This is a genomic window from Micromonospora sp. WMMD710, from assembly GCF_029626045.1.
Lineage (GTDB): Bacteria > Actinomycetota > Actinomycetes > Mycobacteriales > Micromonosporaceae > Micromonospora.
Genome location: NZ_JARUBD010000001.1, coordinates 5074347 through 5090813, shown reverse-complemented (window position 1 = coordinate 5090813; position 16467 = coordinate 5074347). Strand labels below are relative to the sequence as shown.

General features: G+C 70.5%; 14 protein-coding genes. 11 read left to right on the top strand and 3 right to left on the bottom strand.

Features of this window, described 5'->3' with window-relative positions; translation table 11 throughout:
• The first annotated feature begins 50 nt into the window (after nucleotides 1-50).
• Together O7620_RS23480 and O7620_RS23475 are read left to right on the top strand one after the other, a co-directional pair.
• Nucleotides 51-4418: a HAMP domain-containing protein gene (locus O7620_RS23480; RefSeq protein WP_278125177.1), complete on the top strand. Its 4368-nt coding sequence runs from the start codon at nucleotides 51-53 to the stop codon at nucleotides 4416-4418.
• On the top strand, nucleotides 4415-4969 hold the full coding sequence (locus O7620_RS23475) for a response regulator (protein WP_278125175.1): 555 nt from the start codon (nucleotides 4415-4417) through the stop codon (nucleotides 4967-4969). The genes O7620_RS23480 and O7620_RS23475 overlap by 4 nt, the downstream gene beginning before the upstream one ends.
• A gap of 10 nt (nucleotides 4970-4979) precedes the next feature.
• Here O7620_RS23475 and O7620_RS23470 read toward each other — a convergent pair whose 3' ends face one another.
• Nucleotides 4980-5477, bottom strand: coding sequence for a MarR family transcriptional regulator (locus O7620_RS23470; protein WP_278125173.1), 498 nt, complete (start codon nucleotides 5475-5477; stop codon nucleotides 4980-4982).
• 91 nt (nucleotides 5478-5568) lie between these two features.
• Between O7620_RS23470 and O7620_RS23465 the strand changes: the two genes are divergently transcribed.
• Both O7620_RS23465 and O7620_RS23460 read left to right on the top strand, forming a co-directional pair.
• Nucleotides 5569-6465, top strand: coding sequence for an ABC transporter ATP-binding protein (locus O7620_RS23465; protein WP_151489282.1), 897 nt, complete (start codon nucleotides 5569-5571; stop codon nucleotides 6463-6465).
• A complete protein-coding gene (locus O7620_RS23460; protein WP_278125172.1) occupies nucleotides 6462-8075 on the top strand; it encodes an ABC transporter permease in 1614 nt (537 codons plus the stop codon). Before O7620_RS23465 ends, O7620_RS23460 begins: the two co-directional genes overlap by 4 nt.
• 100 nt (nucleotides 8076-8175) lie before the next feature.
• Here O7620_RS23460 and O7620_RS23455 read toward each other — a convergent pair whose 3' ends face one another.
• Nucleotides 8176-8511: an STAS domain-containing protein gene (locus O7620_RS23455; protein ID WP_007454492.1), complete on the bottom strand. Its 336-nt coding sequence runs from the start codon at nucleotides 8509-8511 to the stop codon at nucleotides 8176-8178.
• 166 nt (nucleotides 8512-8677) lie between these two features.
• On the opposite strand from O7620_RS23455, the gene hemL reads away from it, so the two are divergent.
• From hemL to O7620_RS23420, 7 genes are all read left to right on the top strand, one after another.
• Nucleotides 8678-10018, top strand: a complete 1341-nt coding sequence (gene hemL, locus O7620_RS23450) for a glutamate-1-semialdehyde 2,1-aminomutase (RefSeq protein ID WP_151489284.1) — start codon at nucleotides 8678-8680, stop codon at nucleotides 10016-10018.
• 6 nt (nucleotides 10019-10024) lie between these two features.
• The gene (locus O7620_RS23445; RefSeq protein ID WP_151489285.1) at nucleotides 10025-10672 is read left to right on the top strand and encodes a histidine phosphatase family protein; all 648 of its coding nucleotides are present in this window, start codon (nucleotides 10025-10027) and stop codon (nucleotides 10670-10672) included.
• A complete protein-coding gene (locus O7620_RS23440) occupies nucleotides 10672-11241 on the top strand; it encodes a TlpA disulfide reductase family protein (RefSeq protein WP_278125167.1) in 570 nt (189 codons plus the stop codon). Before O7620_RS23445 ends, O7620_RS23440 begins: the two co-directional genes overlap by 1 nt.
• A complete protein-coding gene (locus O7620_RS23435; RefSeq protein WP_278125166.1) occupies nucleotides 11241-12062 on the top strand; it encodes a cytochrome c biogenesis protein CcdA in 822 nt (273 codons plus the stop codon). The genes O7620_RS23440 and O7620_RS23435 overlap by 1 nt, the downstream gene beginning before the upstream one ends.
• On the top strand, nucleotides 12062-13717 hold the full coding sequence (locus O7620_RS23430) for a cytochrome c biogenesis protein ResB (RefSeq protein ID WP_151489288.1): 1656 nt from the start codon (nucleotides 12062-12064) through the stop codon (nucleotides 13715-13717). The genes O7620_RS23435 and O7620_RS23430 overlap by 1 nt, the downstream gene beginning before the upstream one ends.
• The gene (gene ccsB, locus O7620_RS23425) at nucleotides 13717-14694 is read left to right on the top strand and encodes a c-type cytochrome biogenesis protein CcsB (protein ID WP_278125164.1); all 978 of its coding nucleotides are present in this window, start codon (nucleotides 13717-13719) and stop codon (nucleotides 14692-14694) included. The genes O7620_RS23430 and ccsB overlap by 1 nt, the downstream gene beginning before the upstream one ends.
• 63 nt (nucleotides 14695-14757) lie before the next feature.
• Nucleotides 14758-16239: an ATP-binding protein gene (locus O7620_RS23420; protein ID WP_278125162.1), complete on the top strand. Its 1482-nt coding sequence runs from the start codon at nucleotides 14758-14760 to the stop codon at nucleotides 16237-16239.
• Here the strand turns inward: O7620_RS23420 and O7620_RS23415 are convergent.
• Nucleotides 16224-16463 carry a hypothetical protein gene (locus O7620_RS23415; RefSeq protein ID WP_278125160.1) on the bottom strand — a complete coding sequence of 80 codons (240 nt, stop codon included), beginning with the start codon at nucleotides 16461-16463 and terminating at the stop codon, nucleotides 16224-16226. The genes O7620_RS23420 and O7620_RS23415 overlap by 16 nt on opposite strands.
• Nucleotides 16464-16467: the final 4 nt, after the last annotated feature.

The following is a 16467-nucleotide window of genomic DNA, read 5'->3' as shown; positions in this document are numbered from 1 at the left end:
GGTGCCGGTGTGCGCGCACTGACCGGCGCCCCCGAGTTGAGCGAGGAATGATGACCACGGCGAAGCAGTCGGTGGCGGATCCGTCCGCGTCCGACCACGAGGCGCTCCTCGGTGAGTTGACCGAGGCGCTGCGACGGGTCCGTCGCGGCGACCTGAAGGTCCGGCTGCCCCGCCGAGCCGGTACGGCCGGTGAGGTGGCGGACGCCTTCAACGAGGTGGTCTCGCTCCAGGAGCGGCAGTACCTGGACCTGCGGCGGATCAGCCGGATCGTCGGCCGGGACGGTCGGCTCACCGAGCGCCTGGACGACGAGGGGCTGGACGGCTCGTGGGCGGAGGGGCAGCGGGCGATCAACTCGCTGATCGACGACCTGGGGCGGCCGACCACGGAGATCGCCCGGGTGATCGTGGCGGTCGCCGACGGCGACCTGTCCCAGCACATGGCGCTGGAGATCGACGGCCGGCCGCTGCGCGGTGAGTACCTGCGCATCGGGCGCACCGTGAACACGATGGTCGATCAGCTGTCGTCGTTCTCGAACGAGGTGACCCGGGTGGCCCGCGAGGTGGGCACCGAGGGCAAGTTGGGTGGCCAGGCCGACGTCCGGGGCGTCGCCGGCACCTGGAAGGACCTCACCGACTCGGTGAACACCATGGCGTCGAACCTGACCGGCCAGGTGCGGTCGATCTCACAGGTGGCGACGGCGGTGGCCAAGGGCGACCTGTCGCAGAAGATCACGGTCGGCGCGCGCGGTGAGGTCGCCGAGTTGGCCGCGACGATGAACTACCTCACGGACACGCTGCGGCTGTTCGCCGAGCAGGTGACCCGGGTGGCCCGCGAGGTGGGCACCGAGGGCAAGCTGGGCGGCCAGGCCGAGGTGCCGAACGTGGCCGGCACCTGGAAGGACCTGACCGACAGCGTCAACTCGATGGCGTCGAACCTGACCGCCCAGGTGCGGAACATCGCGCAGGTCTCCACGGCGGTGGCGCGCGGTGACCTGTCGCAGAAGATCACGGTGGCGGCGCAGGGCGAGATCCTGGAGCTGAAGGACACCGTCAACACGATGGTGGACCAACTCTCGTCGTTCGCCGACGAGGTGACCCGGGTCGCGCGTGAGGTGGGCATCGAGGGCAAGCTCGGCGGTCAGGCCCAGGTGCGGGGCGTTTCCGGCACCTGGCGCGACCTCACCGAGAACGTCAACCAGTTGGCCGGCAACCTGACCAGCCAGGTCCGCAACATCTCCCAGGTCTCCACGGCGGTGGCCAAGGGCGACCTGTCGCAGAAGATCACAGTGGACGCACAGGGCGAGATCCTGGAGCTGAAGAACACCGTCAACACGATGGTGGACCAACTCTCGTCGTTCGCCGACGAGGTGACCCGGGTCGCGCGTGAGGTGGGCACCGAGGGCAACCTGGGCGGTCAGGCGCAGGTCAAGGGCGTTTCCGGCACGTGGCGGGACCTGACCGACAACGTGAACTCGATGGCGTCGAACCTGACCAGCCAGGTCCGCAACATCGCGTCGGTGACCACGGCGGTGGCGAAGGGTGACCTCAGCCAGAAGATCACGGTGGACGCGCGGGGCGAGATCCTGGAGCTGAAGTCGACGGTCAACACGATGGTCGACCAGTTGTCGTCGTTCGCCGACGAGGTGACCCGGGTGGCCCGTGAGGTGGGCACCGAGGGCAAGCTCGGCGGTCAGGCCCAGGTACGCGGCGTCGCCGGCACCTGGCGCGACCTGACCGACAACGTGAACTCGATGGCGTCGAACCTGACCGCCCAGGTGCGCAACATCGCGCAGGTCTCCACGGCGGTGGCGAAGGGTGACCTCAGCCAGAAGATCACGGTGGACGCGCGGGGCGAGATCCTGGAGCTGAAGTCGACGGTCAACACGATGGTCGATCAGCTGTCGTCGTTCGCCGACGAGGTGACCCGGGTGGCCCGCGAGGTGGGCACCGAGGGCAAGCTCGGCGGTCAGGCGCAGGTCAAGGGCGTCTCCGGTACGTGGCGAGACCTGACCGACAACGTGAACTCGATGGCGTCCAACCTGACCAGCCAGGTCCGCAACATCGCCTCGGTGACCACGGCGGTGGCGAAGGGTGACCTCAGCCAGAAGATCACCGTGGACGCGCAGGGCGAGATCCTGGAGCTCAAGTCGACGGTCAACACGATGGTCGACCAGCTGTCGTCGTTCGCCGACGAGGTGACCCGGGTGGCCCGCGAGGTCGGCATCGAGGGCAAGCTCGGCGGTCAGGCGCAGGTCAAGGGTGTGTCCGGCACCTGGCGTGACCTCACCGAGAACGTCAACCAGCTCGCCTCGACGCTGACCACCCAGCTGCGGGCCATCGCCCAGGTGTCCACGTCGGTGACCCGCGGCGACCTGACCCAGCGGATCGCGGTCAAGGCGCAGGGCGAGGTCGCCGAGCTGAAGGACAACATCAACCAGATGATCGTCACCCTCCGGGAGACGACCAAGAAGAACGCCGAGCAGGGCTGGCTGGACTCCAACCTGGCCCGCATCGGTGGCCTGTTGCAGGGCCAACGGGACCTGGGCGAGGTCTGCCGCATGATCATGATGGAGGTGACCCCGCTGGTCGACGCCCAGCTCGGCGCCTTCTTCCTCGCCGACGACACCGACGGCAGCATGCGGCTGCGGCTGACCTCCTCGTACGGGTACGTGGCGCGGGGGCACGACGTCACCTTCGGGCCGGGTGAGGGGCTGGTCGGGCAGACCGCCCTCTCGCGCCGGACGATCCGGGTCAGCGCCTCACCGAACAGCCGGCTCACCCTGCGGTCCGGTCTGGCCGAGACACCCCCGTCCGACCTGGTGGTGCTCCCCGTGCTGTTCGAGGGTGAGCTGCTCGGGGTGATCGAGTTCGCAAGCGTGTCGGCCTTCTCCGAGCTGCACCTGTCGTTCCTGGAGCGGCTGGTGCTCACCATCGGCATCGCGGTCAACACCATCCAGGCCAACCGGCGTACGGAGCAACTGCTGGCCCAGTCGCAGCGGCTGGCACACGAGATGCAGGAGCAGTCGGCGGAGTTGCAGCGCACCAACGCCGAGCTGGAGGAGAAGGCCACTCTGCTGTCCGAGCAGAAGGGCAACATCGAGACGAAGAACCGGGAGATCGAGCTGGCGCGGCTGGGCTTGGAGGAGAAGGCTCAGCAGTTGACCCGGGCGTCGGCCTACAAGTCGGAGTTCCTGGCCAACATGAGCCACGAGCTGCGTACCCCGCTGAACTCGTTGCTGTTGCTGGCCCGTCTGCTGGCCGAGAACTCGGAGCAGAACCTCAGCCCGAAGCAGATCGAGTTCGCCCGGACCATCCACGGGTCCGGCTCCGACCTGCTGCGTCTGATCGACGACATCCTCGACCTGTCCAAGATCGAGGCGGGCCGGATGGACGTCGAGCCGACCGAGATCCGCTTCTCCGAGCTGCGCGGCTTCGTCGAGCAGGCGTTCGCGCCGCAGGCCGAGGAGAAGAACCTGGACTTCCAGGTACGGGTGAGCAAGGATCTGCCGCCGGCGTTGGTGACCGACGCGCAGCGGTTGCAGCAGATCCTGCGCAACCTGCTCTCCAACGCGGTGAAGTTCACCGACAACGGTGCGGTGACACTGCGGATCGCCCCGGCGGCGGAGAACGTGGTCTTCGACGTCCCGGCGCTGACGAACGCTCAGCAGGTGATCGCGTTCACCGTGATCGACACCGGGATCGGCATCTCCGACGACAAGTTGTCGATCATTTTCGAGGCGTTCCAGCAGGCCGACGGCACGACCAGTCGCCGCTATGGCGGCACCGGCCTGGGGCTGTCGATCAGCCGCGATCTGGCCCGACTGATCGGCGGCACCATTACCGTCTCGTCGGCGCCCGGTCAGGGCTCGACCTTCACCCTCTTCGTGCCGCAGGTGTTGGCCCCGGACGCCGTGGTCGCGCCTCAGTCACCGTCTCCGCAGCGCGCCGGCCTGCCGTCGTCGCTGCTGATGCCGCCGCTGGAGTTGTTGCCGGAGCGACCCGAGGCGCCGGCCACTCGCCAGTTGGACGGGGCGACCGTGCTGATCGTGGACGACGACGTGCGTAACGTCTTCGCCCTGACCAGCGCATTGGAGCTGCACGGGATGACCGTGCTGTACTCGGACAACGGGGCGGACGGTGTCCGCCTGCTGGCCGAGCATCCGGAGGTGGACATCGTGCTGATGGACGCCATGATGCCGGACCAGGACGGGTACGAGACCACCCGCCAGATCCGACGTAACCACCGCTTCGCGGACCTGCCGGTCGTCTTCCTGACCGCGAAGGCGATGCCGGGTGACCGCGAGTCGGCGCTCGCGGCCGGGGGCAGCGACTACATCACCAAGCCGGTCGACCTGGACGACCTGATCGAGTTGATGTCGTCCTGGATCAACGGCAGCCGGACCGAGGAGAATTCGTGACCCAGATGGCCAAGGCGCTGCTCGTGGACGACCGCCGGGAGAACCTGATGGCCCTGGAGGCGATCCTTCAGGGCCTGCCGGTCCAGTCCGTTGCGGTGGAGAGCGGCGAGGCGGCCCTCAAGCAGTTGCTGGTGGACGACTTCGCGGTGATCCTGCTGGACGCGCAGATGCCGGACATGGACGGCTTCGAGACGGCGAGCCACATCAAGCGCCGCGAGCGGACCCGGCATGTGCCGATCATCTTCCTCACCGCCGCCGACCGGGACGCCCAGCTCGCCCTTCGGGGTTACCAGGTGGGTGCGGTGGACTACCTGACCAAGCCGTTCGACCCGTGGGTGCTTCGGGCCAAGGTGTCGGTCTTCGTCGAACTGTGGGTGAAGACCCGGCAGTTGGCCGCCCAGTCGGACCTGGTCCGGGAGCGCGACACGCAGTGGCGGCGGCTCACCGACGCGGTCGACGAGGCGACCGCCCTGCTCCGCTCGGACGACGACGAGGTCCGCGACCGGGCGGTCCGTCTGCTGGAGCAGGCCCGCTGGGGCAACACCGCCTGACCGGCGCCGCTCAGACCTCGCCGGGGCGCAGGTGGCCGGTCTCGGCCCGGCGGATTCGCCAACGTTCACCCAGCGAGTCGATCTCTTCCTGAACGAAGAGGAAGAAGTCGCGCATCTCCGCGACCCGTTCGCCGGCCGGCGTCTGCGGGCCGTTGAGGGCGTCCACCCCGGCGCTGGCCACGTCGATGAACGTCTTGTAGATCGCGGTCTTGGTGATGGTCCCCTCGTACCAGGGGTTGTCCGGAATCCGGTAACGGTCGCGGCGGGAGCGGGGGACCGGCTCGCGGATCAGAATGCCGAACTGGGTGAGGTAGCGCACGGCGCCGCTGACCGCCGCCGCGCTCACCCCGAGCCGCTCGCCGATCTCGGCGGCGGTGAGCGGGTCGTCGGCGCTCATCACGGTGAACAGCACCCGGGCAGCCATCCGGGGGAAGCCGACCTCGGCGAACGTCAACGCCATCCGTTCGACGAAGAGGTGCACCGGGTCGTGGCCGTCGACGGCTGCCATGGTGGTCCCTTCTACGCGTGTCGTGGGCACCGATGGTGCCCCGACTCTCACAGTCTTCACAACTTTGTGAAACGAGTGTAGCTTCCGATATATGGAAACTCCCATTTCGGTGTCCGGCCTGGTCAAGACCTTCGGCCGGACCCGGGCGCTCGACGGCCTGGATCTGACCGTCCACGCCGGTGAGGTGCACGGCTTCCTCGGCCCGAACGGGGCCGGCAAGTCGACGACCATCCGGGCGCTGCTCGGCCTGCTGCGGGCGGACGCGGGAACGGTCCGCCTGCTCGGCGGTGACCCGTGGCGCGACGCGGTGGCCCTGCACCGCCGGCTGGCGTACGTGCCGGGTGACGTGACGCTCTGGCCCAACCTGTCCGGCGGCGAGGTCATCGACCTGCTCGGGCGGATGCGCGGCGGCCTCGACCCGACCCGCCGCGCGGAGCTGCTCGACTCCTTCGAGCTGGATCCCCGCAAGAAGGGCCGGGCGTACTCCAAGGGCAACCGGCAGAAGGTCGGCCTGGTGGCGGCCCTCGCCTCCGACGCCGAACTGCTCATCCTGGACGAGCCGACCTCCGGCCTGGACCCGCTCATGGAGGAGGTCTTCCAGCACTGGGTCCGCCGGGCCAGGACCGACGGCCGTACCGTGCTGCTCTCCAGTCACATCCTGGCCGAGGTGGAGGCGCTCTGCGACCGGGTGACGATCATCCGCAACGGGCGGGACGTGGAGACCGGCACCCTGTCCGAGCTGCGCCACCTGCGCCGCACCTCGATCGAGGCGGAGCTGATCGGCCCGGTGGACGGGCTGGGTCAGCTCGCCGGCGTACACGACCTGCGGGTGGACGGGCACCGGGTGCGCTTCGACGTGGAGAACGCCGCGCTGGACGCCGCGCTGCGTCAGCTCACCGAGATCGGCGTACGGAGTCTGGTCAGTCAGCCTCCGACCTTGGAGGAGCTGTTCCTGCGGCACTACCAGGCCGAGCAGGTGCGGTCATGACCTCCTTCACCGGCACCCGGCACCTGGTGCGGTTGATCCTGCGCCGGGACCGGGTCGTGCTGCCGATCTGGATCCTGCTGCTCGCGGTGCTGCCGGCCAGCTACGCCAGCGCGTACACCGGCCTCTACCCGACCGCCGCCGAGCGGGCCGCCTACCTGGCCGGGACGGCGAGCAACCCGTCGATCGTCGCCCTGCTCGGCCCGGTGTACGGCGACAGCATCGGCGCGCTCACCGTCCAGCGGGCCGGCCTGCTCGCGGTGATAGCCGCGCTGGTCAGCGTGCTGATGGTGGTGCGGCACACCCGTACCGAGGAGGAGGCCGGCCGGCGGGAGCTGCTCGGCGCGACCGTGCTGGGCCGGTACGCCGGTCTGACCGCGGCGCTGCTCGTCACGTACGCCGCGAACGTGCTGCTCGGCCTGCTCACGGCCGGCGGCCTCGTCGCCGCGGGCCTGCCCGGCACCGGCTCGCTGCTCTTCGGCGCCGGGATGGCGCTGACCGGCATCGTGTTCGCCACGGTCGGCGGGCTGGCCGCGCAGCTCACCGAGAGTGCCGGCGGGGCGCGCGGGATCGGCCTGGGCGTGCTCGGGTTGGCGTTCGCGCTGCGGCTGGGCGGTGACGCCGGGGGTTCCGGTGGCACCGGCGGGAGCGCGGAGTGGCTGAGCTGGCTGTCACCGCTGGGCTGGGCGGCCCGGGGTCGGGCCTTCGCCGGCGAACGCTGGTGGGTGCTGCTGCTTCCGGTGCTGTTCAGCGCGGTGCTCGCGCTCGTCGCGTACCCCGTCTCGGTGCGCCGTGACCTCGGCGCCGGGGTGTTCCCGCCCCGGCTCGGCCCGGCCTCCGCGGGCGCGGGGTTGACCGGCCCGTTCGGACTGGCCTGGCGGCTGCACCGGGGTCAGTTGCTCGGCTGGACCGTCGGCTTCGGGCTGCTCGGCCTGGTGCTGGGCGGCGCGGCCGACGCGGCCGGCGACGCGGTGGAGGGCAACGAGCAGGTTGCCGAGATCCTGGCCCGCCTGGGCGGCTCGTCGACCCTGGCCGAGGCGTACCTCGGGAGCACGTTGAGCCTGACCGCGCTGGCCGCCGCCGGGTACGGCATCCAGGCCGCGCTGCGCGCGCGGGCCGAGGAGACCGCCGGGCGGGCCGAACCGCTGCTCGCCACGGCGGTGAGCCGGACCCGCTGGTTGGCGGCGCACCTGGTCTTCGCGCTGCTCGGTCCCGTGGTGGTGCTGGCCGTAACGGGGCTCGCGACCGGGCTGGCGTACGGCGTCAGCGTCGGCGACGTCGGCGGCGAGGTGCCCCGGCTGCTCGGCGTGGGTTTGGCGCAGGTGCCGGCGGCCTGGGTGCTCGCCGGGCTCGCGGCGCTGCTGGTGGGCTGGCTGCCCCGGTTGTCGTTGGTGGCCTGGGCGGTCCTCGCCGGCTGCCTGCTGCTCGGTCAGCTCGGCGCGGTGCTGGAGCTGAGCCAGTGGGCGCTTGACGTCTCCCCGTTCACCCACACCCCGCAGGTCCTGGGCGACAACTGGACGGCCACGCCCCTGGCAGCCCTGACGGTGATCGCGGCAGCCCTGCTAACCCTGGCCCTGAGAACCTTCCAGTCCCGAGACGTTCCCACCCCCTGACCCGCGTTGATCATGAGGTTGGCGGGCGATCCGCTGCCCCGACGACCCGTCAACTTCATGATCAATCAAGGCAGGCGAGGGGGCGGTAGCCCGGGTGGGGTCAGCCGGTGGGCTGGTCGTTGCGGATCATCAGGGCGCTGCGCAGGCCGGTGATGTCCAGGACACGGATCAGGAAATCGCCCACGTGGGTGAGCATCAGCAGGCTCTGCGCGTGGCTGGCCTTGCGGCTGAGGACGACCAGCGTGCCCAGGCCCTGCGAGTCGCAGAAGGTGACGCCACCGAGGTCGAGCACGATGCGCGGCGGCGGGTCGGCCAGCACCTCGTTGACGACCGTGGAGAGCTGGGCGGCCGTGAGCATGTCGATCTCACCGGCCAGGCGCAGCACTGCTTCGTCGCCCGTCCGGTGTAGCGTGATGGACAGTTCGGCACGATCCACCCGGTCAGCCTAGCGCGATCCAGCCGGCCCGGCCTGTCGAGGCCGCGAGCCACTCCCGACCCCGGTGTCGGCAGCCTCCGACGAGCGCCGATGGTGGGTGAGCCCGGTAACCCCGGCCCGGGGTGGCTGCTGGTTGGCCGTCCGGCGCTGACACAATGGCCCCATCGTGACCGACATCGTTTCCGCCGGATCTGGCCGTTACCCGGCCGACGCGCCGGCCTCCGAGGCCCTGTTCGACCGCGCCCGCGCCATCGTGCCGGGCGGGGTGAACTCCCCCGTGCGCGCCTTCCAGGCGGTCGGTGGCACGCCACGTTTCATGGTCCGTGGCGAGGGTCCGTGGCTGTTCGACGCCGACGGCCGCCGCTACGTCGACCTGGTCTGCTCGTGGGGTCCGCTGATCCTCGGGCACGCCCACCCCGAGGTGGTGGACGCCGTGCAGGCCGCCGCCGCCCGGGGCACCAGCTTCGGCACCCCCACCCCCGGTGAGGTGGAGCTGGCCGCCGAGATCGTCGACCGGACCCCGGTGGAGCAGGTCCGCCTGGTCAACTCCGGCACCGAGGCGACCATGTCGGCGATCCGGCTGGCCCGCGGCTTCACCGGCCGCTCCAAGATCGTCAAGTTCGCCGGTTGCTACCACGGTCACGTCGACGCGCTGCTCGCCTCCGCCGGGTCCGGCGTGGCCACCCTGGGCCTGCCCGACTCGCCCGGTGTGACCGGCGCGGCGGCCAGCGAGACGATCGTTCTCCCCTACAACGACATCCGGGCCGTCGAGGAGGCATTCGCCGCCGAGGGCCCGCACATCGCCGCGGTGATCACCGAGGCCGCCGCCGGCAACATGGGAGTGGTCGCCCCCCGCGACGGCTTCAACCAGCAGCTCGCCCGGATCGCGCACGCGCACGGCGCACTGCTCGTGGTGGACGAGGTGATGACCGGGTTCCGGGTCTCCCGCGCCGGATGGCACGGCCTCGACGCCTCCGACGCGGACCTGTGGACGTACGGCAAGGTCATGGGTGGTGGCCTGCCCGCCGCGGCGTTCGGCGGGCGCGCGGAGATCATGGCGCGGCTCGCCCCGGCCGGCCCGGTCTACCAGGCCGGCACGCTCTCCGGTAACCCGCTCGCCTGCGCTGCCGGCCTGACCACGCTGCGGCTCGCCGACGACGCGCTGTACCGCCGCCTCGACGAGACGGCCGCCGTCGTGGGCAAGCTGGCGTCGGACGCGCTGGCCACCGCCGGGGTGCCGCACCGCCTGTCGTACGCGGGCAGCATGTTCTCGATCTTCTTCACCGACGCCGACGTCGTGGACTACGACAGTGCCCGCACCCAGCAGGTGCCGGCGTTCAAGGCGTTCTTCCACGCGATGCTCGCCGCCGGCGTCTACCTGCCGCCGAGCGCGTTCGAGTCGTGGTTCGTGTCGGCGGCGATCGACGACGCCGCTCTGGAGCACATCGCCGCCGCGCTGCCGACAGCGGCGAACGCGGCGGCGGCAGCGGCTGGTCACGGGGGGTAGCGAGCGGTGAGCAAGACGGTGGTCCACGTGCTCCGGCACGGCGAGGTGTACAACCCCAACCAGATCCTCTACGGCCGGCTGCCCGGTTTCCGCCTGTCCGAGCTGGGCGTGCAGATGGCCAAGGCCGCCGCGCAGGGCCTCGCCGAGCGGGAGGTCGTGCACGTGGTGGCGAGCCCGCTGGAACGCGCCCAGCAGACCGCCGAGCCGATCGCCGCCCAGTTCGGGCTGCCGGTCGGTGTCGACGAGCGGCTGATCGAGAGCGCCAACTGGTTCGAGGGCAAGAAGGTCTCCCCGGGTGACGGGTCGTTCCGTGACCCGCGCAACTGGTGGGTGCTGCGCGACCCGGTGACGCCGTCCTGGGGTGAGGCGTACCGGGTCATCGCCGAGCGGATGTTCGCCGCCGTGCACGCCGCCCGGGTCGCCGCCGAGGGCCGCGAGGCGGTGCTCGTGTCGCACCAGCTGCCGATCTGGACGCTGCGCCGCTACGTCGAGCGCAAGCGGCTCTGGCACGACCCGCGCAAGCGGCAGTGCGGCCTGGCGAGCCTCACCTCCTTCCACTTCGACGGCGCGAAGGTGGTGGGTATCGGCTACAGCGAGCCGGCCGCCCACCTGATCGCCCTCTCCGCGACAGCCCGGACGGCCAAGGGGGCCTGATGAACGCCCGCAGGTGGACCGCCGGTCTGCTCGCCACCGTCGCCGCGGTGGCGCTGGTCGGCTGTACGTCGTCGAAGGGTCAGGAGAAGACCTGCACGACCACCACCGACGGGGTCATCGAGTGTGCGCCGGACCAGCGTTCGGCACCCCCGAAGCTCGCCGGTGAGCTGCTCACCGGCGGCAGCTACGACGTCGACCAGGCCCGCGGCCAGGTGGTGGTGGTCAACTTCTGGGGCTCCTGGTGTGCGCCGTGCCGCGCCGAGGCGGACGACCTGGAGGCCACCTACCAGGCCACCAAGGCCACCGGGGTGACGTTCCTCGGCATCAACGTGCAGGATTCGCGGGACAAGGCCAAGGCGTTCGAGGAGGGCCGGGTCACCTACCCGAGCCTCTTCGACCCGTCCAGCCGGCTCGCCCTCGACCTGGACATCCCGCCGAACACCGTGCCGGCGACCGTGGTGCTCGACCGGGATGGTCGGGTCGCCGCGGTCATCCGCGCGGCGGTCAAGCAGGAGGGTCTGCGACCGATCGTCGAGCGGGTCGCCGCCGAGAAGCCGGCGTCGAACTGATGGGCGAGACCTTCCGGGAGCTGGCCCTGAGCGGGCCACTGCTGCTCGCCATCGGCGCCGCGGCGCTCGCCGGCCTGCTCAGCTTCCTCTCCCCGTGCGTACTGCCGCTGGTGCCCGGCTACCTCTCGTACGTCACCGGTCTGGCCGGCGCCGACCTGGAGGGCCGTCGGCCGGCGGCCGATCCCGCGCCCGCCGAGGGCGGCGGGGGAGTCGCCGTCCGCGAGCGGGCCGCGACGGCGGCCGTCAAGGGCCGGGTGCTGGCCGGGACGCTGCTCTTCATCGCCGGCTTCACCGTCGTCTTCGTCGCCACCGCGATCCTGTTCGCCGGCATCGGCCGGGTCTTCTTCGAGTACGAGCGGCAGCTGGAGATCGTCGTCGGCGCCCTGATCATCGTGCTCGGTCTGGGCTACCTCGGGATGATCCCGGCGCTGCAACGCGAGTTCCGGATCTCCCGGCTGCCGTCGGCGGGGCTGCTCGGCGCACCGATCTTCGGTGCGGTCTTCGCACTCAGCTGGGTGCCCTGCACCGGCCCCACGCTCGGCGCGGTGATGGGCATGGCGGCCACCAGCGGCCAGAGTGACCGTGCCGTGGTGCTCGCCGTGGCGTACTGCCTCGGGCTGGGGATACCGTTCATCGTCTTCGGGCTGGGCTTCCAGCGCCTGCTCGGGGTCTTCCGCGCCATCCGGCGCAACAGCCGCTGGGTCACCCGGGTCGGCGGCGTCCTGCTCATCGTGATCGGCCTGGCGCTGATCACCGGCGGATGGCAGAGCTTCGTGATCTGGTTGCAGACCACCGTCGGGGTGGGCGAGGTGAGCATCTGATGACGGTCGTCGACGACCGGCCGGAGACCGTTGCACCGGCGCCCGGGCGCCGTCCCAACCGGCTGCTGGCCCTGCTGCGCAACTCGTGGCGGCAGCTGACCAGCATGCGTACGGCGCTGATCCTGCTCTTCCTGCTCGCGATCGCCGCCATCCCCGGCTCGGTGCTGCCGCAGCGCGGGATCAGCCCGGAGAAGGTCAACCAGTACTTCGTCGACCACCCGGACTGGGCACCCCGGCTGGACCGGATCGGCGCGTTCGAGGTCTTCGGCTCGGTCTGGTTCTCCGCGATCTACCTGCTGCTGTTCACGTCCCTGATCGGCTGCATCCTGCCCCGGCTGCGCGACCACGTCCGAGCGCTGCGGTCCCGGCCGCCGGCCGCGCCGAAGCGGATGGCGCGGTTGCCGCAGCACACCGTGCTGCCCGCTCCGGCCGGTGGCACGGCGGCCATCGCCCAGGTGCTGCGCAAGCGGCGCTGGCGCGTCGAGGTACGCGGCGACGAGGTCTCCGCCGAGAAGGGCTACCTCAAGGAGACCGGCAACCTGCTGTTCCACACCTCGCTGATCGCGGTGCTGCTCGGCGTGGCGCTCGGCTCCTGGTACGGCTGGAGCGGCAACCGCCTGCTCGTGGCGGGCGCGGACAACGCGTTCTGCAACACCCGCCAGCAGTACGCCGAGGCGAAGCTCGGCCCTCGGGTGGACAGCGCCGAGCTGCCCCGTTTCTGCCTGCGGCTGGACGACTTCCAGGCCCGGTTCCTGCCGTCCGGTCAGCCGGAGTTCTTCAACGCCACGGTGACCGTCGACGGCCCCGACGAGCCGACCCGCAGGGCGGACTTCTCGGTGAACTCGCCGCTGCGTCTCGCCGACGCGAGCGTCTACCTGCTCGGCCAGGGGTACGCCCCGGTGATTCGCTACACCGACCGGTTCGGTCGCAGTCAGACCAGCACCACACCGTTCCTGACGACCGGCGACATGGGCCTGACCAGCGAGGGTCTGGCCGCCTTCCCGGACGCGAACGTCGACCCGGCGACCGGTCAGCGCGCACCGGATCAGCAGGTGGCCTTCACCGGCATCTACCTGCCGACCGCGCCGCAGAAGGCCCCGTTCGTCCGCTCGGAGTACCCGACCGAGCGCAATCCGACGCTGAACCTCGTCGCGTACCGGGGCAACCTCGGCCTGGACGCCGGCATCCCCGGCTCGGTCTACCAGCTCGACCAGCGGCAGGTGCGCGCCGGCAAGGTCAAGGAGGTCGGCACCAAGCTGCTCCGCAAGGGCGAGACCTGGACGCTGGACGACGGCACGACCGTCGAGTTCCTGGGCACCGAGCGGTACGTCACGCTCTCCGTCCGGCACGATCCCGGCTCGACGATGCTGCTGGTGAGCTGCGGTGTCCTGCTGGTCGGGCTGATGGGCTCGCTGTTCGGCAAGCGCCGCCGGGTGTGGTTCCGGGTGACATCGGCCGACCCGACGCACGAATCTCCGACAAGCGGTAGTAGCTTGATGGAGGTCGGTGGGTTGCCGCGTACCGACTATCCAGGGTTCGCCGACGAGTTCGCCCAACTCGTCACCGCTGTGAGCGGTGCCGACGGGGCTGCCGAGCGGGCCGACACCGACGCTGACTCCAGCGACCGGGCCGGTGTGCGAGAAGGGACCGAGTGATGTCCGCGCTCTCCGACAATCTGGTGACCTTCGCTATCCTGACGTACCTGATCGCGATGATCAGTCACGCCGTCGAGTACGCGCTGGGCAACGCGCGTACCCGGGTCGCCGTGGTGTCGCCCGCCCGCGAGCTGGTGGGGGCGGGGGTTGGCGGTGGTGGCGGCGTCATCCCGGAGCCGCCCGCGCCGGTCCCGCCGACGGTCGACGGCGCGGCACGTCGTGCCCGGATCGCCGGCCTGGTCGCGGTGGGGGCCACCGCGCTGGCCGCCGTGCTGCACCTCGCGGCGCTGGTCACGCGGGGTCTGGCCGCCGACCGGATGCCGTGGGGCAACATGTACGAGTTCGTGCTCACGGTGACGTTCATCGGGGTCGCCGCCTGGCTGGTGGTGCTCTGGAAGCGGCCGTTGCTGCGCAAGCTCGGGCTGTTCCTCACCCTGGTGATGGTGCTGCTGGTCGCCACCGCCGAGCTGGTGCTGTACGTGCCGATCGTGCCGCTGGTGCCGGCGCTGAACTCGTACTGGTTCGTCATCCACGTCTCGACCATCGTCTTCGCGTCCGGCATCTTCCTGCTCGGCGTGGTGCCGGCGGTCGGCTTCCTGATGCGCAACGGGTACGAGCAGGGCAAGCGGAGCTTCCCGTACACCCTGGCCAAGCGGCTGCCCGGCGCGCTCGGCCTGGAGCGGCTCACCTTCGCGCTGCACGCCTTCGCGTTCCCGATCTTCACGTTCGCGGTGATCGCCGGTGCGATCTGGGCCGAGGCGGCCTGGGGTCGGCCGTGGGGCTGGGACCCGAAGGAGACCTGGGCGTTCATCTCCTGGGTGGTGTACGCCGGCTACCTGCACGCTCGCGCCACGCCCAGCGTCAAGCGCAACGTGGCCACCTGGATCGCGGTGCTCGGCTTCCTCACCATGCTGATGAACCTGTTCGGCGTGAACATCTTCTTCACCGGCCTGCACTCGTACGGCGGGTTGGACTAATCCTCACAGAATGTAGAACTACACTTCTAAGAATCGTAGTTCTACATTCTGTGGGATGTGGCAGTGAAGCTCTCCAAGCCAGCGGAAATCTTTGACCGTGACGTCGAATGGGCGGAGCTGGTCCGGTTTGCCACGGACGACCGGCCCGGTGCGACGCTGGGCGTGGTCAGCGGCCGTCGCCGGCAGGGCAAGACTCTGCTGTTGTACGAGCTGACCCGTGCCACCGACGGTTTCTACTTCGGGGCTACCGAGGCGACGCCGGCAGAGTCGCTGCGTCGACTCGGAGAGGCTCTCGGCCGGTACACCGACGCGCCTGGTCCGCTTCGCCTGGAAGACTGGTCGGGTGCGGTCGACGCGCTGCTCGCACTGGGCCAGCGCCGGCCAGTCACCGTGGTGATCGACGAGTTCCCCTACCTTGCCCGATCCAGCCGGCACCTCCCGTCGATCATTCAGCACGCCCTCACGCCGGGCCGGGTCGAGCGCACCGAATCTCGTACGCGCCTGCTGTTGTGCGGTTCGGCACTGTCGTTCATGGGCGGCCTGCTTGCCGGTTCGGCCCCGCTGCGCGGACGGGCTGGGCTGGAACTGCCTGTGCCGCCGCTGGACTATCGGGCCGCCGCGACGTTCTGGGGGATCGATGATCCTTCACTCGCTGCCCGCGTGTTCGCCATCGTCGGGGGCACGCCGGCCTACCGGCGAGAATACGTCCAGGACGATGTACCCGACGGGCCAGACGACTTCGACGACTGGGTCGTGCGCGCGGTGCTGAATCCGGCCCGCCCGTTGTTCCGCGAGGCCCGCTACCTGCTCGCCGAGGATCCCGACCTGCGGGACACCGCGCTTTACCACTCCGTGCTGTCCGCGGTCGCCGAAGGCAACGGCACCCGAGGGGGTATCGCCGGGTACATCGGGCGAAAGGCCACCGACCTCCAGCACCCGCTCACCGTCCTTGAGGACGCCGGTCTCCTCATCCGCGAGCCCGATCCGCTTCGCAGCGGGCGTAGCCGTTACCGCATCGCCGAACCCCTGATCACCTTCTACCAGGCGGTCATGCGTCCCTCCTGGACGGCTTTGGAGCAGCGGCGTGGTCCGGACGTCTGGAGGCGTTCCAACCGCCGGTACTCAAGCGGGGTGCTGGGGCCGGCGTTCGAGGAGATCGTCCGACAGTGGGCCCTGCGCTTCGCCGCGCCGGAGACATTCGGCGGTGTCGTCGCGGAGGCCAGCGCGGCCGTCCTCACCGATCCCTCCACCCGTACCAGTCTGGAACTCGACCTGGTGGCGTTCGGCGAGCCGCCGTTCGGCGACGGCCCTCGGCCGCTGCTCGCCATCGGCGAGGTCAAGTGGGGTCGCACGCTGGGGCAGCCCGAGTTGGATCGACTGGGACGGGCACGGGACCTGCTCGCCGCGCGTCCCGGTCTGGACGTGCGGGACGCCCGGTTGCTGCTCGCGAGCGCGGCGGGCTTCACCGACGAGCTTCGGCGGGCGGCCGGTCAGCGTCCCGATGTCGTCCTCGTCGACCCGTCGCGGCTCTATTCCGGCGATTGACGGCGTCCGGGCCGCACGGAAGGATGTCGACGGCTGCGGTTGCCGCGCAGGGTCTCGTCCACGCGCAGCGTGATCTGGTACGACACCTCCGGCAGGTCGGCCAGCTCGACCCGCTCGCCGCGTAACGCCAGTTGGGCGTGCAGCTCGCGGGCGATGGCGTCGCGAAGCTCGACCTGTAGGGGCGACAACCCGTCCGGGTCGCCGACGACATACGCGTCCGACATGGGT